Below are 26,318 nucleotides of genomic sequence, written 5' to 3'. Positions count from 1 at the left end.
CCAAAACAAAGCTACTCTGCTCGCTGTTAGTATTGTTCAACTAGGCTTAAATAAGTTATTAATACACTGATACAACTCATTTTTATTGATGGGTTTGGCTATAAAGTCATTCATACCGGCGTTTAAGCATTTTTCTTTATCTTCGGCAAACGCATTGGCAGTAATAGCTAAAATTAATACGTTTTTACAATCATTTGGCATTTGGCGTATTTTTTGTGTGCATTGGTAGCCATCCATATTGGGCATTTGGCAATCCATTAAAATCAAATCTGCGGGGTAGCTTTCTAAGCAATGTAACGCTTCAAGTCCATCGTTTGCCGTTTTTATCTCGCATCCCGTTGCAATCATCATTTTGGTGATTACTATTTGATTAATTGGATTATCCTCTACGATTAAAATACGTTTTGCCGCTAAATCAGGAACAGAACTGTCGGCTATCTCCTTAACTGGAGCCTGGCTTAGAATGAGTGGGATTTTTATTTTAAAACAGCTTCCTACCCCTTCTTCACTGCGCAGGGTAAGCGAGCCGCCCATCAGCTCAATTAATCGTTTACTAATTGTTAGCCCAAGCCCAGTGCCGCCATATTTTCGGGTAGTGGAAACATCAGCTTGTGTAAATTCTATAAATAAATTTTGTTGTTGCAGCGCAGAAATACCAATACCAGTATCGGTAATTTTAATGAACAAACAATCATTCTCTACAAAGCAATCCATAGTAATTAAACCAGTGTCAGTAAATTTACCCGCATTACTGAGTATATTGTTGATAACTTGAGAAAAGCGTAGTGAGTCTAACGCTATAAATGGCGGTAATTCTGGAGCAATAGTTAGCTTAAATGTAACGTTAGCGCTTAATCCCGAGTTATCAAAAACAGTGGCTAATTGGCGTATTAGTTTTTTAATTTCAGTTGGTTGCACATCTAACTTTAACGCATTAGCTTCTATTTTAGAAAAGTCGAGTATCTCATTTAAAATAAGCAGTAAGTTATGGGCACTTTGTTGGATCATTTGCAGCTCATTTTGTTCATCGGCAGCAATTTTAGAATTTTTTATTAGCAACTGAGTCATGCCCAAAATACCATTAAGCGGAGTGCGAATTTCGTGGCTCATATTGGCCAAAAATAATGACTTAGTTTTATTTGCTTTATTAGCAACCCCTACAGCTTTAATTAGCTCTTCTGTTTTATCTTTAACTTGTTGCTCAAGCTTTAAATTAAAGTTTTTAAGCTGATTATTCAACGCTTCATTTTTACTGTTTGCGGTGCGTAACTTATTAAAGTTATTAGTCATCTTAAGGGCTAAACTTGCAAACTGTTGTTGTAACTTTTCAACCTCGTACCAGGTATTAGTATGCGAAACTAACCCTACTGTTTGTTCATCGGTTTCGAAGTTATCTATTTGCTCGGTTAACTTTATTATCGGCGTTACTAACCACTTACTTAGCTGCGTAATAAAAACACTGGTTAGTACAATTATAAATAAGATCAACACCAGAGATTGCCCCCACGCTTGGGCTGCAACATTATTGGCATACTTTTTATTCATTAATGTGAAAATACGCCAATGATTTAATGCCGATGTAGTGTCTTTTGAGTAATATTGCTGCGCGTTTGTTGCTGTAAATGCGCTTGTTTGTTTAAGACTTTGCAGCGCAACTACATCTTGTTTGCTAAGGGTTTGCATCTGCTTAAAGTCATTTAAGGTTGAAAATACAACCTGATTGCTTTTATCTAATATAATTAAGTCGGCTTGGCGCTTAAATAAGGTAGGTTGTAAATCACTAAAGTTTTCAAATAACAATGAGCCTTCTACTATCCCCTTAAATTGCTGGTTATTATAAACAGGGGCCGATATTGCCACTATTGATTGCTGTCCAAACCCTCTTCCTTTAAAAATACCAGAAATAAATCCATTTTGAGAATCAATTGCTTGGTAAAAATAATCGCGATCAGCAACATTAGCAACAGCCTTACCTTTTAACTGCTGTGTTTTTGACGTTGTGGGATAAAAGTAATTTACGTTGGCAAGTTCATCGGTACTTATAGCAGTTATAAACCCAGGATATAACTTCCCTAAAAGCTCAATAGCACTTTGTGGGCTATGCCCTACGCTAATATTTTGTGCGGTCAGTATTACTGCTTTGCGATGGTTTTCTAAATATAAATCTAGGCTTTGCGCTATTTGTTGGGACTTTTCGTTTAGTTGTGCGTTTATTTCGTATTCAACCCTAGAGTAATGGTTATTAATAAGCACAATTGAAGTAAGCACTACCACTAAAATAACGAGCAAAGTTACAATATAATTAAGGATTTTATACAAAGAACCATAATGGCGAGACCAAGAATGGCGATTAAAAAAGAAACTAAATAAATCAATTACGCATAAATAAATGGCGGCATTTAAACAATATTTAGCAAGCGCAGTAACCAAAGGTAAAAAGCTAATATTAAGAAAGTAATGCCCAAACCCCCACAGTAATGGCATTGCTACTACAAGCCAAAACAACATTCCTCTAAAAAATAAAGGCCTAGAATAGCGCAGACAAAAAAAGTACACCCATAGTATTTCTAAACCAAAAACGATTGAAGGCCAAGCATGCCCCCAACGATAAAATATGCCTAGGGTGCTTAAAGTAAACACAACTAACGAATAGCGCCAGCCAAATAATAATAAGCTTAAAAGAACAAAAAATTGCCCTAATAAAAACTCAGAACTATTAATAAATAAGATTGGTAGGGTATTTACAAAAGCAGCGGTAATACCAAATAAACACGACACAATAAAGTTAAAGTAGTGATGCTTACTTGCTAGTAAAGGCATAATTAGATTCCAATAAATTGCTGTTGATTCAATTTGTTCCTACAACAGCTATTATTTACATATAGCTTAAACTAAGCCATATGCTGCAATTTGCCAAGTTTAATTAACACTACTGCAACTACTTTCAATTTGTAACACACTATTTGTTACATTAAATTTTGAACGCAACAGGTTTTCGACCTTTAAGCGACATGCTTTATCGTGTTTTTCAATGGTGCAGTGTTTTTTTAGCACTATATGCGCACCCACTATTACCGTTTTATCTTTTCGTACTACAGTTACATTATGCACATTTTTTACATGCTGAATTGTGGTAATTGCTTGCTCAACTTTAGCTACTTTAGGGAGTTTATCTTTATTTATGTACAGCCCTTTAACGCAACTTATAATAACCTTAATACCGGTGAATAAAACGAATGAAGCAATTAACATGCTCGATAAAATATCGATAATATCCCAACCAGTCAGGTAAATTAACACTCCGGCTATAAAAGTAGAAATAGTAGATATAATGTCAAAAAACGAGTGTAAAAACACCGCATATACATTAATACTCGCTTTACGGCCTTTATATAACACCCAAGCAGCGGCACCATGAAACAAAAAACCAAGCGCGGCAATGGCCGACATTAAAAAGCTATTTATTTCAAGTTCGTTGCCTTCATGATGGTGCATAAAACGCTCGCCACCTTCATACAATATAACCAAGCTAATTGCTAAATATAAAAAGCCATTTATAAGGCCTCCTACTAACTCAGCACGCTGATAGCCATCGTTATAGGTTTTAGCAAAGTGAATCGCCAAGCTCGAGGCAATTAAAGCAATAAATAAAGAGCTGTTATGAACAAACAAGTGCCCTGCATCGGCTAATACTGCTAGTGAGTTGGCGTAATATGCGCCTATTAATTGAATAACCATAAAAGAGCAGGTGATCGCCAAAGCAATTAATAAACGGCGACGGGAAGCTTTATGTGTCGTTATTTCGGTCATGAAATACTTAAGTACCTATACTTAAAACAAAGTAAGCTTCGAAAAAGCTCAACGGGGAATACGTAATGATATACAGTATCAATTATAATACGTAAACCTAATAAACGCACTAAAAAATTGGGAAAATAGAAACTTCTGTACTAAAAGTATTTAAAAAGGTATAAAAATAACAATATATTATAAAAATAATAACGTTTAATGTTTAGCTTGGAGAAACAAGTGAGTGATGACTCAATACTAAAATTGTGGCAGGTTTTAAATAAACTCAGTTTAGCTATTTTATTATACGACAATAAAAATAATACTTATTGTGTTAATACTGCGGCGCAAATTTTATTTGATTTAAAGCATTGCGACAATTTAGATAGCACTGCATTTAATGCTGTCACCCTCCTGAGCGTGCATAATAATAAACATATTGCTATTGAGTCATTATTCGATTCAAAAACTAGCACTAATATACAGCTAAAAAAACAACAACAAAGCATACCGTTAAATATCGCCCTTACCCAATTATCTGATTCTGTTTCTATGTTGTGTTTAGAGCCTTTAAAAAGCGATGTAATTGAGCTCTATAATTTTGATCGAGTTATTTCTGAAATATCAACAGACTTAATCGACATACAAAATGATGATATAGATTTGCATATTAATTTTGCGTTAAAAGCCATTGGCACTGCATTTGCTGCCGATCGTAGTTATTTATTTGAATTTAATACCGACAACGAAACCATTACTAACACCCACGAATGGGTGAATGAAGGCATTGAAGCTTTCAAACAAAGATTACAAAATGTGCCAAAAACCGAGCTACCCTACTTTTTTGAAGTAATGAACGCTACGCATTTGTTTCAGGTAAACGATGTTTTAAAATTACCTCAAGCAGCAAACGCTGAAAAAGTTGAGTTTCAGATACAAAAAATACAATCTGTTTTATGCATAGGGCTCCTTTTTGATAAAGAGCTTATTGGTTTTATAGGCTGTGACTGTGTTAATTTTAAGCGCGCATGGACACACATTGATCTGATCAGAATAAAATTAGTGGGCGAAATAATTGCCAACGCATTAAAAAATATAGATTACAAAAAAAAGCTGCAACTAGCCCAGCAACAACTTATTACTGCTAATCAAAAATTAAGTTTATTAGTTAATACCGATGGTTTAACTAATATTGCCAATCGCCGCTGTTTTGATGAAACACTTAAAAGTGAAATACAACGTTGTGCTCGTAATAAGCATTCACTTAGCTTAATTATGTGCGATATAGACTTTTTTAAACGCTATAACGACAATTATGGCCACCAAAAAGGCGATGACGCACTTAAGCAAGTTGCTAAAACACTAAATAAACTTTGCAGGCGCGAAGGTGATTTAGCTGCGCGTTATGGTGGGGAGGAATTTGCAATTATTTTGCCTTCGCTTAACGCAGCAGAGTGCCATCAATTTGCATTATTATTACAACAAAAAATAGCGCTGCTAAACATAGTACATAGCGACTCTAGTGTTGCAAAAACACTCACACTTAGCGTGGGCTTTTATAGTACATATCCAACTAAAAACACCCGCCCCGAAACAATTATTAATAATGCTGATGCAGCCTTATATGAAGCTAAAGAAACGGGCCGTAATAAAATTTGTCAGTTTTTTGAAAGTAATTGAATATCACCTTACTAGGGTCTGTTGACCCTTGCGGATTAAAATTTGTTCAAACTAGGGGCGATTTAATCACGGCGCGAGGTTTGTAACCTAGTGGGCTAAGTGAAAACCGAGTAACAAAGAGTCAATCGCCCCTAGGCAGAACCCTTCGGGCAGCGCATGTTTGGCATTGATGCTACGTTATCGCCTATTTATGGGGAATAACCACACCACATAGGCTCTGCCTTGCCTAAATACCAAACACACTGCTGTAAATTTAACCTTGAAAGATCAACAGACCCTGACTATTTTATAGTGAAACCACATCAGTAATGTTACTCTAGCAACGTTGAAATTATAAACAACACTAACAATTCAACTTGTTAACTCTTTATTATTAGAAGGAATATTTACATGGACCCGATTGCACAAGTGCTCAATACAATATTTACCGTTGAAGCATTTTTACTCATTTTTGTTTTAGTACTGCTAAAAAGTAGTGTCAAATTTGTACCACAAAACCGCGCTTGGTTAATAGAACGCTTTGGTAAGTATCAATCAACTAAAGAAGCAGGTCTAAACTTTATCATCCCATTTATTGATCGTATTGCTGCAGATCGCAGTTTAAAAGAACAAGCACAAGACGTGCCTTCACAGTCGGCAATCACTAAAGATAATATTTCGCTTACTGTAGATGGTGTTTTGTATTTCCGTGTGCTTGACCCATATAAAGCAACCTACGGCGTTGATGATTACATATTTGCTGTAACTCAGCTTTCGCAAACAACCATGCGTTCTGAGCTTGGTAAAATGGAATTAGATAAAACTTTTGAAGAGCGTGACGTACTGAACACTAATATTGTAACTTCTATCAACCAAGCGGCAGAGCCTTGGGGCATTCAAGTATTACGTTACGAAATAAAAGATATTGTGCCACCACAATCTGTAATGGAAGCGATGGAAGCACAGATGAAAGCAGAGCGAGTTAAACGCGCACAAATACTTGAATCTGAAGGTGACCGTCAAGCCAATATCAATGTGGCCGAAGGGCGTAAACAAGCACAGGTATTAGGTGCTGAAGGTGAAAAGGCAGAACAAATTTTACGCGCAGAAGGTGAAGCAAAAGCAATTATTGCAGTTGCCGAAGCACAAGCCGAAGCCCTGCGTAAAGTGGGTGAAGCTGCCGATACAGAGCAAGGTCAAAAAGCAATTCAGCTTGATTTAGCAACTAAAGCAATAGCTGCAAAAGAAGCCATTGCCAGAGAGTCATCAATTGTATTGCTTCCTGATAATGCCACCGATGCAAGCTCAATGGTTGCACAAGGTATGGCCATTATTAATAGCTTAAATAAAAAGCATCAAGGCTAATAACTAAATAAAGGAGTCGGTATGGAATTTATTACCCAAAATTTACCACAAACCTTAATGGTACTTGGGGTTCTTGCGCTGATCATAGAAGTAGCCGTATTGGGGCTCTCTACCTTTATATTGTTATTTTTTGGCTTATCGTTATTTATAACCGGGCTGCTCATGAGTATGGGAATATTAGCCGACTCTATGACCACTGCGCTTTGGAGTAATACTCTAATAACAGCTGCAATTTCTATATTGCTTTGGAAGCCCCTAAAGCGGATGCAAAATAATGTTGAGCGTAAACCAGTTAATAGCGACTTTGCAGAGCTGACTTTTGTACTTAACCAAGATGTGACTATTGAAGGGTTAAGTACTCATCAGTATTCTGGCATTAGCTGGCAACTTAAAAGCAAACAGCCCATTAGCGCCGGTACGCAAGTTAAAGTAACTAAAAAAGAAGTTGGTGTAATGTGGGTTCAAAGCATTTAAAAACCTACAGCAATTATATTTTTCTAAACAGTTAAAATAACAATAAACGGGCAATTAAACACTGCCCGTTTATTTTGTTGAGTATTTATAATAAATAATCGCCTACCTCCTCCCTCGCACTTTGCTAACTAAGTTGATAGCATTAAAAAATGATGTAAGGAATATATCGTTATGACAAATCAACATAAACACACTTTGGTTGTTGAAGGGGGTGCAATGCGCGGTATTTTTGCAGCCGGTGTACTTGATGAGTTTTTAAAACAAAACTATCAACCATTTGCACGTTATTTTGGCGTATCTGCAGGGGCTACAAATGTAGCCGCCTATTTATGCAAGCAACCAATACGCAATTACAAAGTGATCACCGACTATTCATGTCGTCCTGAGTTTATTAATCTTGCGCGCTTTATAAAGGGTGGCCATTTATTTGATTTAGACTGGCTATGGCAAGAAACCATTCGTGAAATACGGCTAAACACCGAAGTGTTTGCGCAAAACCCGGCAGACTTTTATATTGTTACTACGGCTATCGAATCGGGTAAAGCCCATTACTTAAAAGCCACCAGCACCGATATGGTCGAGCAATTAAAAGCGTCTTGTGCTATTCCTATTGCGTATCGCGACTATCCAATAATTAATAATATAGCCATGACCGATGGCGGCGTAGCCGACTCTATTCCCGTTATAAAAGCGTATGAAATGGGTGCACGTGAAATAACCGTTATTTTATCTCAGCCTTTGGGTTATCGTAAAAGGCCAAGTAAAGCACCATGGTTAACTAAACAAATATATAAAAACTACCCGGCACTTATTAACACAACCCTCACCAGAGCCGATGTTTATAACCACAGTATTGATTTTATTAATAACCCACCCGCTGATTGCCGGGTAAATATTATAGCGCCACCAGTTAATTTTAAAGTGGGCCGTACCACTAAAAAGCTTGCAACCCTTAACACTGGCTACCAAATGGGTGTAGACGCCGCAAAAGCATTTTTAGCTTAATTCAAAACTAACTTTGTATTATTTAAAATTACTGCCCTTTATTTTAAATAAACATTAAAACACTTTAGATATTGTTAATAAGCCCTTATCCTATGGCGGAATTTTGATAAGTGAGTTATGTATTGTTTCTCATGAAATATTATGAGCATTAGCAACTCCCATTGTATTTTTTATTAAGTATTTAGGAACACATTGAACGTGGACATTTTTAACGCAATTATTTTAGGTATTATTGAAGGTATTACTGAGTTTTTACCTATTTCGTCAACCGGGCATATTATTGTAGCAGCGCAATGGTTGGGTATAGAAGCAACGGCTACTAATCAAGCATTCGGCGTAATTATTCAATTAGCCGCCATTTTAGCGGTACTAGCCAACTATAAAGATAAGTTCACTCCAAAACATCTTAACTTATGGATAAAAGTAGCCATCGCATTTATTCCGTTAGGCATTATTGCTTTCATTTTTAGTGACGTAATAAAAGCACTATTTAACGTACCTGTTGTGGGAGTAATGTTTATTGTTGGTGGGGTGATTTTTTTACTGCTAGAGCGCAATTATAAAGAACAAAACTGCACCACTACCGATGTTACTCAAGTGACTTATAAGCAAGCAATATGGATTGGTATAGCCCAAGTATTTGCACTTATTCCTGGTACAAGCCGTGCGGGTAGCTCTATTGTAGGTGCTATGTTGTGTGGCTTAAACCGCAAAGCCAGTGCTGAATTTTCATTTTTACTTGGTTTACCTGTACTTGCTGCAGCGTCTGGGTATGATTTGCTAAAGCATTATGACTTATTTACTTTTGACGATTTAACCGCCCTTGCTGTAGGCTTTGTTACCTCTTTTATAGTGGCCTATTTTACAATTAAATTATTTATCCGCTTTTTAGAAAACTTTACTTTTGTAAGTTTTGGTATTTACCGCATTGTATTTGGTGTTATTTTATTAACCATAGCTTACGTTTAAAACATATTTAAGAGAGAAAATAATGAACGAAAAAATAAATCAAGAAGCACTCCACGCACTTAAAATAGCATTTACCTACATGCCTAAAGCAATCGAGGTGACTAAATACGAGTACGGCGAGCGTTATCAAACCGTACTTGATCATATTGAAGCCGTGCGCGAAACACTTCTCATAAACGATGTAGATCCTGAGGAAGTAGGCGGCGATATAAATCCAGAGTACACACCAAATTCAACCTATTAAATAATCATAAATTGCGTTAGCTTATTTACTATTATTTAACTAGTATATTTACTAAGTATTTTTAACTAACACTCTAAAAAGTAAGGATCTATTATGAATAACAAAGTGATTGGTATTGTGCTTATTATTATTGGCGTTGCGTTGGCTATTTGGGGGTATGATGTTTATGAAGCAGCTGGCTCACAAGTTAGCCGCGCGCTAAGTGGCGACACGCCAATAGAAGCATGGGCCGGTATGATCGGTGGAGCTGTGTGTATAATAGTCGGCATTACCAGGGTTAAGTAACATACAGCTTATAAACGCTGCATGTTAAAAAACAAAAATAATCAGTGTTTATTTAACCCCTAAATTAAATATAAAAAAAGCCGCCTTTGGAGAAGGGCGGCTTGGGTGAACAAACAGCTATGGGTGTATTTTTGCTGTTATATCAAGAGACGTTTTTTAACTAACCTGATGCAGATTAACTAAATTAAGCTTGCTCTGTTTCATCGCTGTGGCGAATTAAGTAATCAAACGCACCTAAACTGGCTGTTGCACCACTGCCCATAGCAATTATTATTTGCTTAAATGGCGTATTGGTTGCATCCCCCGCACCATAAACGCCTGGGAGTGATGTTGCGCCTTTGGCATCAATTAAAATCTCACCAAATTTGCTCAGTTCAAGCTCGCTGTCTTTTAGCCATTCTGTATTTGGTATTAAACCAATTTGTACAAATATGCCCGCAAGAGTGAGTTGCTTACTGTCGCCACTTACGCGGTCGGTGTAAGTTAAACCGGTTACTTTTTTGCCATCGCCGAGTACTTCGGTTGTTTGTGCACTTTTAATAATAGTAATATTAGCCATACTGCTAGCTTTGCGAATAAGTACTTCGTCGGCACGTAATGTATCGGCAAATTCAAGTACCGTTACATGCTCTACAATATTGGCTAAATCAATCGCGGCTTCTATACCTGAATTACCGCCACCAATTACCGCAACTGGTTTGCCTTTAAATAAGGGCCCATCGCAATGTGGGCAATATGCCACACCGTGGCCACGATATTGTTGCTCGCCAGTCACGTTCATTTCGCGCCAGCGTGCACCTGTTGCCAGTACCAGCGACTTAGCACTCAGTACCGCGCCGTTTTCTAGAGTAATTTCGTAACCATTATTATTGCGACTAAGCCTAGCTGCGCGTTGATTATGCATTACATCTACATCGTATTCTTTTACGTGCTCTTCTAGTTGCGCTACCAGTTTTGGCCCTTCGGTGGCTTTAATCGAAATAAAGTTTTCGATTGCTAAAGTATCGGCTACTTGTCCGCCAAACCTATCTGCAACAATACCGGTGTTTAACCCTTTTCGTGCTGAGTAAATAGCAGCCGATGCACCCGCAGGCCCACCACCAATAACTAACACGTCAAACTTTTCTTTTTTACTTAACGACTCAGCTTGGCGCATTGCACCTTTGCTATCTACTTTATTGAGTATGTCGGTTAGGCTTAGTGCACCTTGGCTAAATGGTTCGCCATTTAAATAAACAGCCGGTACAGCTAAAATGTTGCGCTCTTCTACTTCGCCTTGAAATAACGCGCCATCTATCATGGTGGCTTTAATTTTATTATTCGTTGCTGCCATTGTATTTAAAGCCTGCACTACTTGTGGGCAGGTTTGACAACTTAAGCTTATATACACTTCAAAATTAAGCGCTTGGTCGAGCGACTTTATTTGTTCAATGTCCTCGGCTTTTGCTTTACTGGCATGTCCGCCAGTGTGCAATAGCGCTAACACTAAACTAGTGAATTCGTGGCCCATAGGTACACCCGCAAACGTAATATGGGTGTTTTTAATAGGTGAATGTACAACCATTGACGGACGACGCGCGCTTGTGTCTGGGTTGTTTATTACCGTAAATTTATCGCTTAGTGAGGCTAAATCATTTGCTAAGCTTGCTACTTCTGTTGATTTTTTGCTGTCGTCCAAGGCGATAAGCAGCTCAACAGGTTGAGTAAGCGATTCAAAATGGCTTTTTAATTGATTTTTTATGTTGTTATCTAACATGGCTTAACCCTTTTAGAAAATTTAAACAGCAAGCCTCCCATGCCAAATAATGCATGTGCTTAAACAAGTATATTGATATAGGAGGCACCAACAAACGGATGTTCGTTGATTTAAGGGCAGTTACCTGCCCTTACTTGGTAAATCGAGTACTTAGATTTTACCAACTAGGTCTAGTGAAGGTGCAAGTGTGTCTTCACCTGGCTGCCAAGATGCAGGGCAAACTTCACCGTCGTGCGTTGCAATGTATTGTGCAGCTTGTACTTTACGAACAAGTTCTTTAGCGCTACGGCCAATACCTAAATCGTGAGTTTCGATAATTTTAATTTCGCCTTCTGGGTTCATTACAAATGTTCCGCGAAGTGCTAAGCCTTCTTCTTCGATCATTACGCCAAAGCTACGTGTAATACGCCCTGTTGGGTCGCCAATCATAGGGTAAGTAATTTTACCTATTGTGTCTGACGTGTCGTGCCATGCTTTGTGAGTAAAATGAGTATCGGTAGATACTGAATAAACTTCTACGCCCATTTCTTGTAATTGTGCGTAATAATCTGCCATGTCGCCAAGTTCAGTTGGACATACAAAAGTGAAATCAGCTGGGTAAAAGAAGAAAATAGACCATTTACCAAGTACGTCTTTTTCAGATAATTCTACAAAGTCGCCGTTGTGGTAAGCGGTTGCATTGAATGGTTGTAATTTTGTGTTGATTAATGAAGTGCTCATGGTATTTCCTCATTTATGTTTAATGTATTTAAAAAGTAATCAACGCTATCGTTTTAAACGACCTTCTGCGTTGGCTTGATTAATACTATAAGGCTAATGAAGATTTAAATAAAATTGATTGTTTAGATTGATTCAATCAGTTTTTAAGATGGTGGCTTGGCAAATTACTTTTATACGCAATTTTTTAAGGTAGCTATTAGTAATACTGTTACAATAGCCGCGCTAAATACTCACCATATAAACGAGGCGTGCTGTTATGGAAAAATTTATTAACCACATACAACTAGGCTACTTGGGCTTACTCCCATTTTTAGGCTGTGTTGGTTGGCCACTAATGTTTGGCAGTAACAGTGTAAACTTAGAGTTTTTTACTTTTTACAGCATTGCTATTTTAGCCTTTATGGCGGGTAACTTATGGCGCGCTGGTGAGCAAAGTTACAGTAATGCTATAAAAGCAGTTATTGTAGTTATACCTGTACCGTTTTTATCATTTTTACCAGTTGAATGGGCGCTTGCATGGTTAGCGGTAAGCTTTTGGTTGGTGCTTATTTTTGAAAAAGCCTCACCGCAATGGCAAAGCTACCATAAAGATTATCAAAAAATGCGTTTTGTACTTACCTCTGTGGTGTTTGTATGCCATATATTTACTATTGGTATGAGCATTTACCCTAACTAATTTAAACTATTGCGCTTAAGGGCACACCATGATTGACCAATTGCGCCAGCAACTTAATACGCTTGGCGAAAACTACGTAGAAAAAAAAGCGGTATTTAAAATTAAAGTTATTCCATTTTTTTGTGCCATTAGTATAAAAAAAGATCATAAAAGTGAAGGCCGTCTGAGCTTTTATTCTAATCAACTCATTGAAATACTTATGGTGGTATTATTTGTTTTGTTTGGCTTATCTATTTACGACATAGACGCTGGCTTTACCCATGGCCCTATTCATATTATGTTCGCAATTTTAATTACCTTTAACCTTATACTTAAGCAAGTGGCCATTGAAGGGTTAAAAACACGTTTAGCCATGCTGCGTTTATATGAGCAACAAGCGCTAAATAATAACGCCGACGTTATCATTGCAAATAGCGATAAAAATACTAAATAACCTGATCTCAAGCAGCTATTTTCAGCGCTAACTGCGTTGAATTTTCTTGCAATAGGCCAGCTATTGACGCGTAAATTCGCCTTGTTTTCACTGAAAACCTCTGGCTAGAGAAAATAAAATTAAATATAAATATGATTCAATACGTTAGTAAATCTCTTAACCAGAGTCCAGATTAAATAACTTATGTACCTAAATCCCAAATGGAAAATACTCACTGTGGGCGATGGCGATTTATCGTTTTCTAACGCGCTGCATCAACACCTAAAGCCGAGTTTGTTGGTTGCCTCTACGTTTGATGACGCAGCAACTATTGAGTATAAATACCAAGACAATGCACTAAGCACTTTAAAAGCCAATAAAGTAACCGTACTTAATAGCTTTGATGTTACAAAACCCCATTGCTGGCAAAACCTAAACGTTAACTTACATAGCTTTGATGTGGTTATTTTTCAATTTCCGCTTGTTCCTGCCTTTGTGGGCCGCGAAGCGTTTGAAAACAATACTCAACAAACCAGTATGAACGTATTTAATCGTGCTTTACTGCACCAATTTATAAAATACGCTAACGAGTATGCACTTAACCCCAATGGCCCAATGCTGTGCTATATCACTTCAAAAGACGTAAAGCCTTATCGGGAGTGGAATATAGAAGGCAGTTTAAATGCACATTTAAACGCTGAGTATTTAGGGCAAATGCCGTTTGATATTAGCCGCTTTGCTGGTTATAAAATTCGCAATGTTGACCGTGATAAACACGTAAAAGACACCAGCGGTATTACCTATGTATTTAGCCCAAAACAGCATAGCGAGTTAAGCTGTCATCTTACTTTGCCGCATTATTTAACCCCAAATCACTGCCCACTTTGTCGTGTTGGCCCTTATATGGCAACCGAGGACGAAAACAAACACTTAAATGCCAAAAAGCATCAGCAAATGCTGCGCCTAGAACACGACTGGCAACAATGGCTTAATGCCTTTTATGCTTAACGCTTAATTTAAGGATTAGCCTGCTTAATTAAATCGGCCGCTTTTTCAGCAATAGCAATAACCGCAGCATTGGTGTTACCGGTTATTATGCTGGGCATAATTGAGGCGTCTACTACACGTAGCCCTTGTATAGCGTAAACTCGCAGCTCATTGTCAACCACTGCAAGTGGATCATTACCCATTTTACAGGTGCCTACTGGATGGTATTCGGTATCGGCCGTTTGACGAATAAATTCAATCAATTGCTCATCGTTATTTATATCAAGCGGGTAAACCATGTCACCACGAATGGCATCAAATGCACTGCTTTGCATTATTTGTAGTGTTTTTTTAAGGCCCTGTAACATCACTTTTATATCGTCGGGATGGCTTAAATAATTAGGATCGATTAGCGGCGCGCTGCGCGGATCACTATCGGCTAACTTAACAGCACCGCGGCTTTTAGGGCGCATAATACTACTATGAATACTGTAACCATGGCCGGTGTGTAATTTTCGGCTGTGATCATCCACTAAACCCAGCACAAACTCTAGCTGTACGTCTGGCGCAGGGGAGTCATCAAATAACTTAATAAATGCATGCGACTCTGCAAAGTTAGTAGTTAAGCACCCTTGGCGCTTACTAAACCAATCTATACAGCCTTTTAACACCCTAGCAGCCCCTAGGATACTCAAGCCAAACGTGCCTTTACTGGTTTTTGCTCTATACAAAGGCACCACTGTAAGGTGGTCGTGTAAGTTAGCCCCCACCCCTTCTAATGGTACTATCACCTTAATATTATGTGCGTGTAAATGGTTGCTGGGGCCAACTCCTGAAAGCATTAATAGTTGCGGCGAATTAATTGCCCCGGCACTGAGGATCACTTCGTTATTGGCGTATAAATTAACCACCTGTTTATTACGTTCAATTTGTACACCTTGCGCCATATTATTGTTTATTATTACTTTATTTACATGGCTATTGGTTAATACGGTTAAGTTTGCACGTTTTAAATGAGGAGTTAAGTACGCTTTAGCTGCGCTGCAACGCTCTCCATTATGTTGCGTAACCTGTGAAAGCCTAGCACCTTGCTGCTCGGTTGCATTTATATCGTTATTTAAACTCACCCCTTGCTCAACGCAGGCATTTAAAAAACATTGATTTACTGGGCTTGGCTCATTCAATTCTTGTACGTGAAGTGGCCCTTGTGTGCCATGTAACTCACTATTGGTAAATGTTTTATTGTTTTCGGCTTTTATAAAGTAGGGTAATAAACTGTCATAATCCCAGCCACTATTGCCATTGGCCGCCCACTGATCGTAATCGTATTTATTGCCTCTAATATACACCATGGCATTAATAGAGCTTGAGCCACCCAATACCTTACCTCGTGGCATAAAACCACAGCGATTATTCAGCTCTTTTTGCGCTACTGTATTGTAATGCCAGCTATTAATACCATAAGGCACACTTGCAGCAACCCCTGCAGGCATTTGTACAAAAGCAGTATTATCGCTAGAGCCTGCTTCAATTAAGCACACACTTACATTGGCATTTTCTGATAGCCGCGAGGCAATAACACACCCTGCACTGCCCGCGCCTACTACAATGTAGTCAAATGTTGTATTCATAGCATGCCTTTTATAATTTTCACAAATTGCCCATAACCATAATATTGCATAGATAAAAACATAAAAACTTGATATTTTTAGACACTCAACAGCAAAGGTTAACTATGAGCAGCTTAATAAGAGCCACGTCTTTACAAGGTATTGATACGCTAATTTTAGAATTTGGCGCAAATGTAACTGCCATTATGCAAGCGTGTAATATTAACGTTGATTTTACTCAGCTCGAAAACCAATATGTAAGCTATCGTTGCTATGCAGCATTATTAGAATACTGCGCACAACAATTTAATTGCCCCAGCTTTGGCTTAAAGCTCGCCAGCCGACAAAGTTTTGATATTTTGGGTTATATTTCTATTGCCGCTAAAAGCGGTACCTATTTAAGTGATGCACTCGATTGGGTGGTTAAATACTTACATTTGCACAGCCCTGCTCTTCGGCTTACGGCTCATCCATTAGAGGACGATAAAAGCTTATTTTTATCGTTCGAAATTAACCTCAACCCGCTACCTAACATTAACCAAGCTACCGAACTAACGATTGGCTTAGCAATGGGAGCGATTAAAAAGCTTAGTAATAACCAATGCAAACCTATCACGGTTTTTTTACCACAAAAGCTCACCACCAGTAAGTATGCTTATAACAGCTATTTTGACTGTAAAGTAATAGAGCACCGTAACAGCGCGGGTATTGTGATTGCGAAACAAGACTTAAGCATAGCACTTGAACAAGGGGAGCTGACAAACGTAGAGGCTGCACGAAACTTTTTAGCTAAAAATAGTCAATACAACAGCCCATTACCCATTCAAGTAAGCGCGTTAATGCGCCCCATGCTGCCTATTTATCAGTGCTCTAATCACACGATTGCTGCGGCGCTTAATATGCATCCACGTACTTTGCATCGCAAACTAGCTAAGCATAATACCAGCTTTGTAAAACTCAAAGATACCACGCGCCGTGCACTTGCACAGCACTACCTAACACAAGGGCAACTTACTATATCAACCATATCAGAATTATTGGGTTATCAAGAGCAAGCCACATTAAGCACCAGTGTTAAACGCTGGTTTGGCTGTTCTCCTCGCGTAATGCGCAGTAAAAAATGATCTGCTAATTCATTTTAGTTTCCCTTTATTTTCTCTATCCCTAATCTAATTTATTAGCACTAATTACAGATGATTTTATTTGTTTAAAAGCACTCTGAATTAACTTCTTCTAAGTTCAGTTTTTATCTATAAAAACAATTAGTTATTGATATTTATTATATTGCATTTATAATACAGATATTGTTATGCTATGGATGGCTAAAGCAGTAACTTATCAATACTCCTATCATATGCTGTCCATACATCAATACAGCCTCTAATATCAACATTCATCCTAATGTCGATTTAGTAGTATATTATCCATAATGTCATAAAGGACGACTATGAAACTTTATAAGTTCCCCTTAGCTGCAGGGCTTTTGTTTTCAGCACTTGCAAATGCTGGAGATCTACCATCTCCAATTAAAAATGTAGATGTTTATCATACTGACTCTAACTATCTCTCAATTCAAAATCTATCTATTGATACTGTTAAAGTTGATATTTATGGTGAAATATTTACAGTGCTTCCAGCTTCTGGTGTTTCGTTTGAGTGTAACTCTTATTACAGCTTGGAATTATTATTTAAAAATAATGTTCATGATTTTTTTGAAGTTCCTTGTCAAAGCCGTGTCGTAATTAACGAACGTTACCAAAACAAATACTAACGGAGTATCAAAGTGAAAAAGTATATATTATTAGCACTTACATTAACTCTTGTTGGTTGTGGCTCAAATTCAGATGGGTCAAGTAAGTCAACTTACTCTTCTTGTAAGATAACTCAATCCAACGCAATACTTGCCTCAAATAGAGATAATGACTTAAAGCAATGCTGGAACGCCTCTGGTAACGGTTATGAAAGCCAAGGTGATGCACTACAATGGTGCGAAAAGACAGTGAATAACTACCTTTCTAATAAGTATCTAGTTACTCATAGTGTTACTTACGCTGTTGAATCAACATACTGTCCTAAATAGTTTGATTAGTTAAAAGGTTTTACCTACCTACTTTAATATGATGGTTTAACCTTTTTATTACTTTTTCCCTCTGTGGTTTTATACTTACTTTCTCTCCTCGCGATATGCACACTAAAAAATGATAAGCTTTACTTTTCCTCTACTTTTTATTGTTTTTTAGGAATATCCATGAATTTTGTTATTGTCGGTACTAATTTTATTAGCGATACCTTATTAAAAGCAGCCAACACCTTAATCGATTTTAATTTATATGGTGTGTGCTCGCGCGCAACAACGAGCGGCGAAGCCTTTTTAGCTAAACACCCAAAAAATACTCAAGCAAAAATATTTACCTCAATAGAGCAAGTTTGCCAAGACGAGCACGTAGATGCCGTTTATATTGCCGCACCAAATAGCTTACATCAGTTATATGCAGTGCAATGCTTAGCAGCAGGTAAACATGTACTGGGAGAAAAACCAGCAGCGGCCAATAGTGCCGAACTAGCCGCTATTATAGCAACCGCTAAAAAGCATCAATGCTTATATATGGAAGCCATGATGACCACGCATTTACCCAACTTTGCACTGTTGCAACAGGCCATGCTAAAAATTGGTACGCCGCGTAAGTTTATTGGACAATATAGTCAATATTCGTCGCGCTACGATAAATATAAAAATGGCGAGCGCCCAAATACCTTTTTACCTCAATTTGCTAATGGTGCTTTGGTTGATTTAGGCATTTATCCACTGTATTTATTAATAGCACTGTGGGGCGCACCAAATAGTGTACACGCAAGTGGTGTACTCCTTGATACAGGTGTAGATGGCGCAGGCGATGTACTCTTAAATTATCACGATAAACAAGCGGTGATCAGCTACTCAAAAATATCGCAAGGCGATAATATTACCGAAATACAAGGCGAACTTGGCCGCATTCGGATTGAAGCAGTGTCGCAACTCAAAAAAGTAGAGTTTATTGCTAACAACGGTGAACGTGAACTACTTTCGCAGCCTTTTGACGAGCATTTTATGAAATATGAAGTTGATCATTTTATGCAAATGGTGACACAAAAAGCGCCGCAATCGGATATTAATACACACCAGCTTAGTGTTGAAGTAATGCATGTACTTGATACCGCTCGCGCGCAATTAGGTGTTGTATACCCAAACGATAAAGCGTTTGAGACAAATTAAACCTTTGCTATAGTGCCTATTAGCCGCTTTATAATATGAGTGTTAGTTTAATAGCTAACGCTCATACGTTTTTAACTACTTTTTAGCTTGTGAAGCAACGAGCTTAACAGTCGCAACAACATATGTTTTCTTTAACAATAACAAAGCGTAAGTTGCTTAATATGTTGTTTATCGAATAAGTTTACCTCGAGTATCAAAAACAGGTAGAATGCGCCAAATTTAATAGTGATATACAAGGAAAATAATGCATTCATCTACGAAAGAACTCTTACTCGCTGTTTTTTGTATATTGCTCGCTATGGTAACTATTCAATCTGGTGCGTCGCTTGCCAAGCAACTCTTCCCTATTGTAGGCCCTGAAGGGACTACTGCACTGCGTTTAGGTTTTTCTGCCACTATTTTATGCCTGATTTTTAAACCGTGGAAACACTTACCTGCCGCAGGCCAACGATTTCCTATTTTAATTTACGGCCTGAGCCTCGGCGGTATGAACATTTTGTTTTATTACGCCATAGAGCGTATTCCACTGGGTATTGGCGTTGCACTTGAATTTACCGGCCCATTAGCAGTTGCATTATTTTCATCGCGCCGTAAGCGTGATCTATTTTGGGTAGGCTGTGCTATTGCGGGTATTTTATTACTACTGCCTGATATGAAAGGCCAAGAAAGCCTAGATCCGGTTGGCGTTATATTGGCGCTTGCCGCTGGTGCATGTTGGGCAGGTTATATTCTTTTTGGTAAAAAAACCGGTAATCAAGGCTCTGGTGGTGCAACTGTGGCTATGGGTATGACTATTTCGGCCATTGTACTTGTGCCCTATGGCGGAATTTTGCAAGCCTCTTCATTCAGTTGGGATATTATTCCGTTAGGTATTGCTATTGCAGTACTCTCAAGCGCCCTGCCGTATACCCTAGAAATGATCACTTTGCGTAATATGTCGTCGCAAGGCTTTAGTATTATGATGAGTTTAGAGCCCGCAATTGCAGCATTAGCCGGATTACTCATATTAGGCGAACTATTGTCTATTTGGCAGTGGCTGGCAATATTACTGGTAATTATTGCCTCTGTTGGCAGTTCAACTTCAAAACCACAAAGCAGCAGTTAAACTATCCTCATTAAGCGATTAGGGCGTATTAACCTTAGGGATTAAAATTTGTTCAATTTAGAGGCAATTTAATCCCGGCGCGAAGTTTGTTATCTAATGGGCTCAATAACTGCCCCGGCTTTATTTTACTGGCTTACATCCATGCAGGAAAAGTTACTTCCCCCTAGATAGAAGCCTTCGGGCAGCACATATTTGGCATTTATGCGTCGTTATCGCCTGCTTCTGGGGAATAACCACATTACATAGGCTCTGCCTAGCCTAAAAAACAAACGCACTGCTGTAAATTCAACCTCAAAAGATAAATACGCCCTACCCCCTAGTGACTTTAATTTTTTAATGAAAACGGCCATATTTTTTGTCTCATTTCTGCTTGTTACTTTAACCCTCAGCTTGCATTTAAATGCATAACGGTTTTGCTCATCCGTGTAATGTCACTCGCTACTCACATCTTGTTATAAAATTTTACTACTGTTTAGCTTTTAACAACTAAGCAGCAAGAGCTTACTGAATGCTTTTTAAGCAAGTAATTGTTGCTAGTGGTTATTTATTAATCTAAATAAACTTGGGTGTAATATTTATTCTATAAAAGTGAATTATAATTCATATTTTTATTCCCAGATGTATTCCACCCTGATAAACTAAAACCCTTACTTACTCATTATAACTAATTGCACTAGGATCACTTTTTATGTTTAAACCAAGCCTGTTAACCTTGGCTATTTCAAGCACACTTTCAAGTGTGGTTTTATTCTCTAATACCGCTTCAGCTCAAGAACAAGTGGTTACAAAAAACAAATCACTTGAAGTTATAGAGGTTACGGCAACACGACGCAGCGGCTCTGTACAAGCAGCACCACTTAATATAACCGCGCTTGACGCTGATGTAATGAAAGATCAAAACATTAGTGAACTTGCCGATGTAGCACGCTGGGTTCCTGGTTTAACAATTACTGATCAAGGTGGCCGCGAAGGTTCACCTATTATTGTACGTGGTTTAAATACTAACTCATCGGGTCCAGCGTCAGATGGCGGCACTGTAGCAACTTATATCAACGAAATTCCGGTAAGTGTTGATATGCGCCTCGTTGATATTGAGCGCGTAGAAGTACTTATTGGGCCACAAGGTACATTATATGGCGCAGGTACATTAGGCGGCGCCATTCGTTACATGCTAAAAGCGCCAGAGCTTGATTATACCTCAGGCGAAGTTTACGGTGATGTTTTTCAAACCCAAGAAAGTGACTCAGTAGGCGGTGAAGGCGGCTTTATTTTCAACTTACCAATTATTGAAGATACGCTTGCCATACGTACTAGCTTAAACCTATATAAAGATCCGGGTTTTGTAGATTACAATTATGTTGTTCGTGAGCCGGGAGTATCGCTTAGCGATCCTGATTGGAGCAATACTGATGCCGTTAACAACAACCTTAAACAAGTAAAAGATGCCAATGGCGAAACAACCACTACAGGGCGTATATCAGTTCGTTATAAAGCGAGTGAGTCTTTTGAAGGTACGCTTAACTATTTTTATCAAAAACAAGACAGCGAAGGTCGTTCAATTGTTCATAGCAACAGCTTAAATGCAAACAATGGCTTAAGCGATATAATTGGTAAGTACGAATCAGCGTATCGTTACGAAGAGCCACGCGTGAAAGAAGATCAATTACTTAGCCTAGAACTCAAAGCAGACTTAGGCTTTGCAGAGTTAGTATCGGCTACCGGTATATCAAGCTTTGAAGCTGAAGGTCAACGCGACCAAACAGATTTACTGATCCGTCTTGATTATGGCTACGAAGAATTTCCAGCATTTTCAACATTTACCCGCGAAATTGATGAAGTAGATACTTTTACCCAAGAGCTGCGTTTAGTATCACAAAGTGATAGCGATTTTAGTTGGATAGTAGGTGGTTTTTATAATAAAAAAGACACAGATGCATCAAGTAGAGAATTTACACCAGGTTTTGATCAGTTTGCGGTTGATAACTTTGGCGCAACTCAACTTAGACCTGATGCACTAGAGTACCTAGAAATAACGAGCAGCAAAGTAACAGAGTCGGCTCTTTTTGGTGAAGTGGGTTATCAAGTAACCGACAAACTAGATATAACGCTTGGTGTGCGCTTTTACGAATACGATGTAAAGTCTAAAGCCGCTTTTGACTTTCCGTTAGCAAATACATTATATGATGGTGCTGGCCCTAACGATATCGCTATTAACTTTGAAGAGAATGCAGCAAGTGATAACGGTAATCTGTTAAAGTTTAACGCAAAGTATCAATTTAATGACACCGTAATGGGCTATGTAACGGTAAGTGAAGGCTTTAGAATTGGTGGTTCAAATGGCTTGGTTCCGTGCCCTGTTCCACTTCCTGATGATCAACAAACAGGCTGTGGTAAACCAGATGAAATGCTATTTGATGCCGATATAACGACCAATTACGAGCTTGGCTTTAAAAGTACATGGTTTAGAAGTCAGTTACACTTTAACGCTGCACTCTTTAACGTAGATTGGGACAATGCACAAATTACTGGAGCAACCGCAGTGGGGCAGCTGCCTTACCTTTCAAACGCTGGCAGCGCTAACGCAAAAGGCATTGAAATTGCTACTCGTGCTATTTTATCAGACTCATTTAGCGCCTACGCAACATACGCTTACACTAAAGCTGAGCTAACATCAGATGCACCATTTTTGTTTAACGCTGACGGGAGTGATGGCGCTGCAGATGGCGATCGTTTACCTGGTTCACCAGAGCATCAGTTTTCATTAGGTATTAATTACCAAACTGACGTGTTTAACGACAAAACATTAGATATAAACTACGGCTTAACTGCGCAAAGCGACGTTATTTCCAAAGTTGGTTTACGTGATAACGGTGAAGTACTACCAGGTTACAGCTTAAGTAATATTTCTGCTAAGTTAACAGCAGATGCGTGGTCAACTACATTATATGTTGATAATATGTTTAATAAATATGCTGTTACATCGGTGCGTCGCTCAGATGCCGATATTACAAGTGCTAATGGCGCAGAAATACAACGTAACTATGGCCATTACATTAACCGCCCTCTTACGGTAGGCATTAAATTTAACTACAAGTTTGAAATATAATTTAAATTACATTTAAACTGTACTTAATCTATGTCATAAAGGCTCAAATTTATTTGAGCCTTTTTATTTATACGAGCTAACTATGCCCCCTAGCCTAAAACAGTTACATCAAAGCGCCATAAATTACTTAAATCAAGGTGATGTGCAACAAGCACATAAAACTTTAGTTGAACTTGTTACCCAAAAACCAGACTTTGCAGACGGCTATTTTTTACTAGCTATGGTAAACCTACAAGTGGGGCAAATTTACAAAGCCATTCAGCTGATTGAAAAAGCGCAAGGTTTGCAAGAAAATGTTGAATACACAGCGCAACTGGCAAAATGTTACGCACTTACAGGACAACTACAAAAAGCCAAAGCAACCGCATTAAGTGTTGCACTTAGCAAAATAACCAAAGCGCTGGATGCAGACACTTTAGGCGTTGCACTCACACAAGCGGGTTTACACGAACAAGCGATAAATTACTTTGAATACGCGTTAACACTGGCAAATAACAAACAAACTCCGCAAGCACAGTTCTTTTATAACTTTGGTGTTTGCGCTAAGTTTTTAGGCCTTTTTGAGCAAGCTCAAAATGCGTTTGAAAATGCTATTACTCTAAAACCATTACACCACCAAAGCCACTTTGCATTGAGCGATTTAACTAAGGCAAGTACGCAAACTAACCATATTGAACGCTTAAAAACGGTTGCTGAACAGGTTACTCACCCCGATGCAAAACTACATATTGGCCATGCTCTAGCAAAAGAATATCAAGATATTGGCGCATTTTCGGATGCCTTTTTAGCACTGCAACAAGGTAAAGCCGATAAACTTAAAAACAGCCCATTTGATAACGAGGGATCAGCGGCTTTATTTGCACATATTAAAAAATTAAGCCTTGAGCATAACGAGCCAAACGCCTCAGGTAACCCAAGCAACGAGCCTATTTTTGTTTTAGGTATGCCGCGCTCTGGCACCACCTTAGTAGAGCGTATTTTATCAAGCCACAGCGACGTGCAATCAGCAGGGGAGCTGCAAGACTTTGGCTTGTGTGTTAAAAAAATAAGCAAAACCACCTCGCCGCACGTGCTTGATAACCAAACCTTGAGTAGCGCCTATCAAATTAACTTTGAGCAACTTGGCACTCATTACTTAAATGCTACCCGTGTAGTTACAGGCAATAGTAAACACTTTATTGATAAACTCCCCTTTAACTTTTTTTATATTGATTTAATAACCAAAGCATTACCTAATGCAAAAATAATTTGCCTGCTGCGCGACCCAATGGACACCTGTATTGGTAACTATCGCCAACTATTTAGTATTAATAACCCTTATTACGCTTATTCGTTAGATTTACTTGATACCGCTAAATTTTATAGCCGTTTTTATAAACTCATGCAGCATTTTCAAAGTTTGCATAAAAATACAATAAAATTAGTTCAGTATGAGGAGTTAGTAGCGCAGCCCGAAGTGCAAATTAAAGATTTAGTTAAGTTTTGTGATTTAGCGTGGCAACCGCAGTGTATTGATTTTCATTTAAATACAGCGCCGGTTTCTACCGCCAGTAAAGTGCAGGTTCGTCAACCGCTCAACAACAAAGCTATTGGCCGCTGGCGTGCATTTAAACCACATACAAATGAAATACAGCAGTACTTTAAAGCGCAGGGAATAGGAGTGAAATAACTGCTAAATTACTCAAGGTGAAAGGGAAAGCGTTAAAACAAAAAACATTTTGCTTTATACGGGCTCAGGCCGCGATTAAGTTAACCTTTGTTTTATTGAATTTAACTGCAACGGTTTGATGTCTAGCTACTAAACGCTAGACATCAGCTTAATTTAATTAAGTTTAAGCATCTTCGTCAACGTCTCGAATACGGTCTAAGCGCTCCAGCTCTTCTTCACGAGCGGCTTCAATTTCTTCAAGTATTGCATCAACATCTGCGGCTTCACTGTTATCTTCAAATTCACCTGTTAAAGTGGAGTTAGCCGTTAAGTTAGCCTCAGAAAACAATGCCCACATTTCTTTGGCGTATTGAGTTTGCAATAAAGCTGGGGCATATTCGCCGTAATAACGGCGCATATTATTAACATCGCGAGCAAACATTGCTTCGGCGCTATTATTCGCTGCAGCATTAACTGCTTGCGGTAAGTCAATAATTACCGGGCCTTTGCTGTCAACCAACACATTAAATTCTGATAAGTCGCCGTGGATAATACCCGCACACAACATTAATTTAATGTAATGCATCATTAAGCTATGCTGCCTAATCGCTTCTTCTTCACTAAGGGCTACATTACCTAACTGCGGGGCAACATCGCCGCTGTCATCGCACACAAGCTCCATTAGCAACACACCATCAATACAGCCGTAGGTGTCGGGTACACGTACACCGGCACTCGCTAAACGTGATAACGCATCAACTTCGGCATTTTGCCAAATCTCTTCTTCTAATTGGCGACCATAACTTGAGCGTTTACCCATAGCACGCGCTTGGCGCCCACCACGAACTTTACGGCCTTCTTGATATTGTGCGGCTTTTTTAAAACTACGTTTACTGGCTTCTTTATAAACTTTAGCGCAGCGAATATGATCGCCACACTGCACTACAAAAACATCGGCTTCTTTACCGCTCATAAGCCTGCTGAGTACGTCATCAATTAAACCATCATCAACTAGCGGTTGTAGGCGTTTAGGAATTTTCACAGATTTTCTGCTAAATAAAAGGCGCTAATAACGTTTATTTTATTAACTTGGTTATGGTTGTCTAGGTGGTTCAAACGAGGTGTTACCTTTGCGGATTAAGTGCGATTATAGAGTAGTAGCAAGCAGTAATAACATTTAAGTGTAAACTAAGCAGCTACATATATGTGGCTAGAATAAGCGACTCAAGCGTAAAAGCCAACCGCATTTTATAAT

Annotated in this window: 22 protein-coding genes; 16 read left to right on the top strand and 6 right to left on the bottom strand. The window is 38.5% G+C overall.

What is annotated here, in order from left to right:
- Positions 1-36 precede the first annotated feature (36 nt).
- Together PNIG_RS18145 and PNIG_RS18140 are read right to left on the bottom strand one after the other, a co-directional pair.
- Positions 37-2,820, bottom strand: coding sequence for a response regulator (locus tag PNIG_RS18145; protein WP_089369182.1), 2,784 nt, complete (start codon positions 2,818-2,820; stop codon positions 37-39).
- A gap of 99 nt (positions 2,821-2,919) precedes the next feature.
- Positions 2,920-3,810 carry a cation diffusion facilitator family transporter gene (locus PNIG_RS18140; RefSeq protein WP_011329904.1) on the bottom strand — a complete coding sequence of 297 codons (891 nt, stop codon included), beginning with the start codon at positions 3,808-3,810 and terminating at the stop codon, positions 2,920-2,922.
- 219 nt (positions 3,811-4,029) lie between these two features.
- Here PNIG_RS18140 and PNIG_RS18135 point away from each other — a divergent pair, with 219 nt between their 5' ends.
- From PNIG_RS18135 to PNIG_RS18105, 7 genes are all read left to right on the top strand, one after another.
- A complete protein-coding gene (locus tag PNIG_RS18135) occupies positions 4,030-5,469 on the top strand; it encodes a sensor domain-containing diguanylate cyclase (protein WP_089369181.1) in 1,440 nt (479 codons plus the stop codon).
- 390 nt (positions 5,470-5,859) lie between these two features.
- Positions 5,860-6,813: an SPFH domain-containing protein gene (locus tag PNIG_RS18130; RefSeq protein WP_011329902.1), complete on the top strand. Its 954-nt coding sequence runs from the start codon at positions 5,860-5,862 to the stop codon at positions 6,811-6,813.
- Between the two features lie 21 nt (positions 6,814-6,834).
- Positions 6,835-7,287, top strand: a complete 453-nt coding sequence (locus tag PNIG_RS18125; protein WP_011329901.1) for an NfeD family protein — start codon at positions 6,835-6,837, stop codon at positions 7,285-7,287.
- Positions 7,288-7,458: 171 nt separating this feature from the next.
- Positions 7,459-8,292 (top strand): patatin-like phospholipase family protein, encoded by an 834-nt coding sequence (locus tag PNIG_RS18120; RefSeq protein WP_089369180.1) that lies wholly within the window; start codon positions 7,459-7,461, stop codon positions 8,290-8,292.
- Positions 8,293-8,490: 198 nt separating this feature from the next.
- Positions 8,491-9,261 carry an undecaprenyl-diphosphate phosphatase gene (locus PNIG_RS18115; RefSeq protein ID WP_011329899.1) on the top strand — a complete coding sequence of 257 codons (771 nt, stop codon included), beginning with the start codon at positions 8,491-8,493 and terminating at the stop codon, positions 9,259-9,261.
- Between the two features lie 22 nt (positions 9,262-9,283).
- Positions 9,284-9,505 (top strand): hypothetical protein, encoded by a 222-nt coding sequence (locus tag PNIG_RS18110; protein ID WP_011329898.1) that lies wholly within the window; start codon positions 9,284-9,286, stop codon positions 9,503-9,505.
- A gap of 93 nt (positions 9,506-9,598) precedes the next feature.
- On the top strand, positions 9,599-9,790 hold the full coding sequence (locus PNIG_RS18105) for a DUF3185 family protein (protein ID WP_011329897.1): 192 nt from the start codon (positions 9,599-9,601) through the stop codon (positions 9,788-9,790).
- Positions 9,791-9,974: 184 nt separating this feature from the next.
- Here PNIG_RS18105 and ahpF read toward each other — a convergent pair whose 3' ends face one another.
- Complete coding sequence (gene ahpF / locus PNIG_RS18100; RefSeq protein ID WP_089369179.1) at positions 9,975-11,546, bottom strand: alkyl hydroperoxide reductase subunit F; 1,572 nt, start codon at positions 11,544-11,546, stop codon at positions 9,975-9,977.
- Between the two features lie 150 nt (positions 11,547-11,696).
- The gene (gene ahpC, locus PNIG_RS18095; protein ID WP_011329895.1) at positions 11,697-12,266 is read right to left on the bottom strand and encodes an alkyl hydroperoxide reductase subunit C; all 570 of its coding nucleotides are present in this window, start codon (positions 12,264-12,266) and stop codon (positions 11,697-11,699) included.
- 256 nt (positions 12,267-12,522) lie between these two features.
- On the opposite strand from ahpC, the gene PNIG_RS18090 reads away from it, so the two are divergent.
- The 3 genes from PNIG_RS18090 (at position 12,523) to PNIG_RS18080 (ending at position 14,362) form a co-directional block, all read left to right on the top strand.
- Positions 12,523-12,942: a DUF3429 domain-containing protein gene (locus PNIG_RS18090; RefSeq protein WP_011329894.1), complete on the top strand. Its 420-nt coding sequence runs from the start codon at positions 12,523-12,525 to the stop codon at positions 12,940-12,942.
- Between the two features lie 28 nt (positions 12,943-12,970).
- Positions 12,971-13,375 carry a hypothetical protein gene (locus tag PNIG_RS18085; protein WP_011329893.1) on the top strand — a complete coding sequence of 135 codons (405 nt, stop codon included), beginning with the start codon at positions 12,971-12,973 and terminating at the stop codon, positions 13,373-13,375.
- A 183-nt stretch (positions 13,376-13,558) separates the two neighbouring features.
- Entirely contained in the window at positions 13,559-14,362 is an 804-nt protein-coding gene (locus tag PNIG_RS18080) for a class I SAM-dependent methyltransferase (protein WP_089369178.1), read from the top strand.
- A gap of 8 nt (positions 14,363-14,370) precedes the next feature.
- On the opposite strand, the gene PNIG_RS18075 is transcribed toward PNIG_RS18080, so the two are convergent.
- On the bottom strand, positions 14,371-15,972 hold the full coding sequence (locus PNIG_RS18075; RefSeq protein WP_089369177.1) for a GMC family oxidoreductase: 1,602 nt from the start codon (positions 15,970-15,972) through the stop codon (positions 14,371-14,373).
- A gap of 104 nt (positions 15,973-16,076) precedes the next feature.
- Here PNIG_RS18075 and PNIG_RS18070 point away from each other — a divergent pair, with 104 nt between their 5' ends.
- From PNIG_RS18070 to PNIG_RS18040, 6 genes are all read left to right on the top strand, one after another.
- A complete protein-coding gene (locus PNIG_RS18070) occupies positions 16,077-17,075 on the top strand; it encodes an AraC family transcriptional regulator (RefSeq protein WP_089369176.1) in 999 nt (332 codons plus the stop codon).
- Between the two features lie 323 nt (positions 17,076-17,398).
- Positions 17,399-17,722: a hypothetical protein gene (locus PNIG_RS18065; RefSeq protein WP_089369175.1), complete on the top strand. Its 324-nt coding sequence runs from the start codon at positions 17,399-17,401 to the stop codon at positions 17,720-17,722.
- A 477-nt stretch (positions 17,723-18,199) separates the two neighbouring features.
- Positions 18,200-19,204, top strand: coding sequence for a Gfo/Idh/MocA family protein (locus tag PNIG_RS18055; protein WP_089369174.1), 1,005 nt, complete (start codon positions 18,200-18,202; stop codon positions 19,202-19,204).
- Between the two features lie 244 nt (positions 19,205-19,448).
- Positions 19,449-20,309 (top strand): EamA family transporter, encoded by an 861-nt coding sequence (locus PNIG_RS18050; RefSeq protein ID WP_089369173.1) that lies wholly within the window; start codon positions 19,449-19,451, stop codon positions 20,307-20,309.
- Between the two features lie 688 nt (positions 20,310-20,997).
- Positions 20,998-23,415, top strand: coding sequence for a TonB-dependent receptor (locus PNIG_RS18045; protein ID WP_089369172.1), 2,418 nt, complete (start codon positions 20,998-21,000; stop codon positions 23,413-23,415).
- Positions 23,416-23,497: 82 nt separating this feature from the next.
- On the top strand, positions 23,498-25,084 hold the full coding sequence (locus PNIG_RS18040) for a tetratricopeptide repeat-containing sulfotransferase family protein (RefSeq protein ID WP_089369171.1): 1,587 nt from the start codon (positions 23,498-23,500) through the stop codon (positions 25,082-25,084).
- A gap of 163 nt (positions 25,085-25,247) precedes the next feature.
- Here PNIG_RS18040 and PNIG_RS18035 read toward each other — a convergent pair whose 3' ends face one another.
- Positions 25,248-26,105: a PA4780 family RIO1-like protein kinase gene (locus PNIG_RS18035; RefSeq protein ID WP_041454909.1), complete on the bottom strand. Its 858-nt coding sequence runs from the start codon at positions 26,103-26,105 to the stop codon at positions 25,248-25,250.
- Positions 26,106-26,318 lie beyond the last annotated feature (213 nt).

The sequence above is a fragment of the Pseudoalteromonas nigrifaciens genome (assembly GCF_002221505.1).
In the GTDB taxonomy this organism is placed as follows: Bacteria; Pseudomonadota; Gammaproteobacteria; order Enterobacterales; family Alteromonadaceae; genus Pseudoalteromonas; species Pseudoalteromonas nigrifaciens.
The sequence above is the reverse complement of the archived record's forward strand: the minus strand, read 5'-3'. Positions and strand labels throughout refer to the sequence as shown.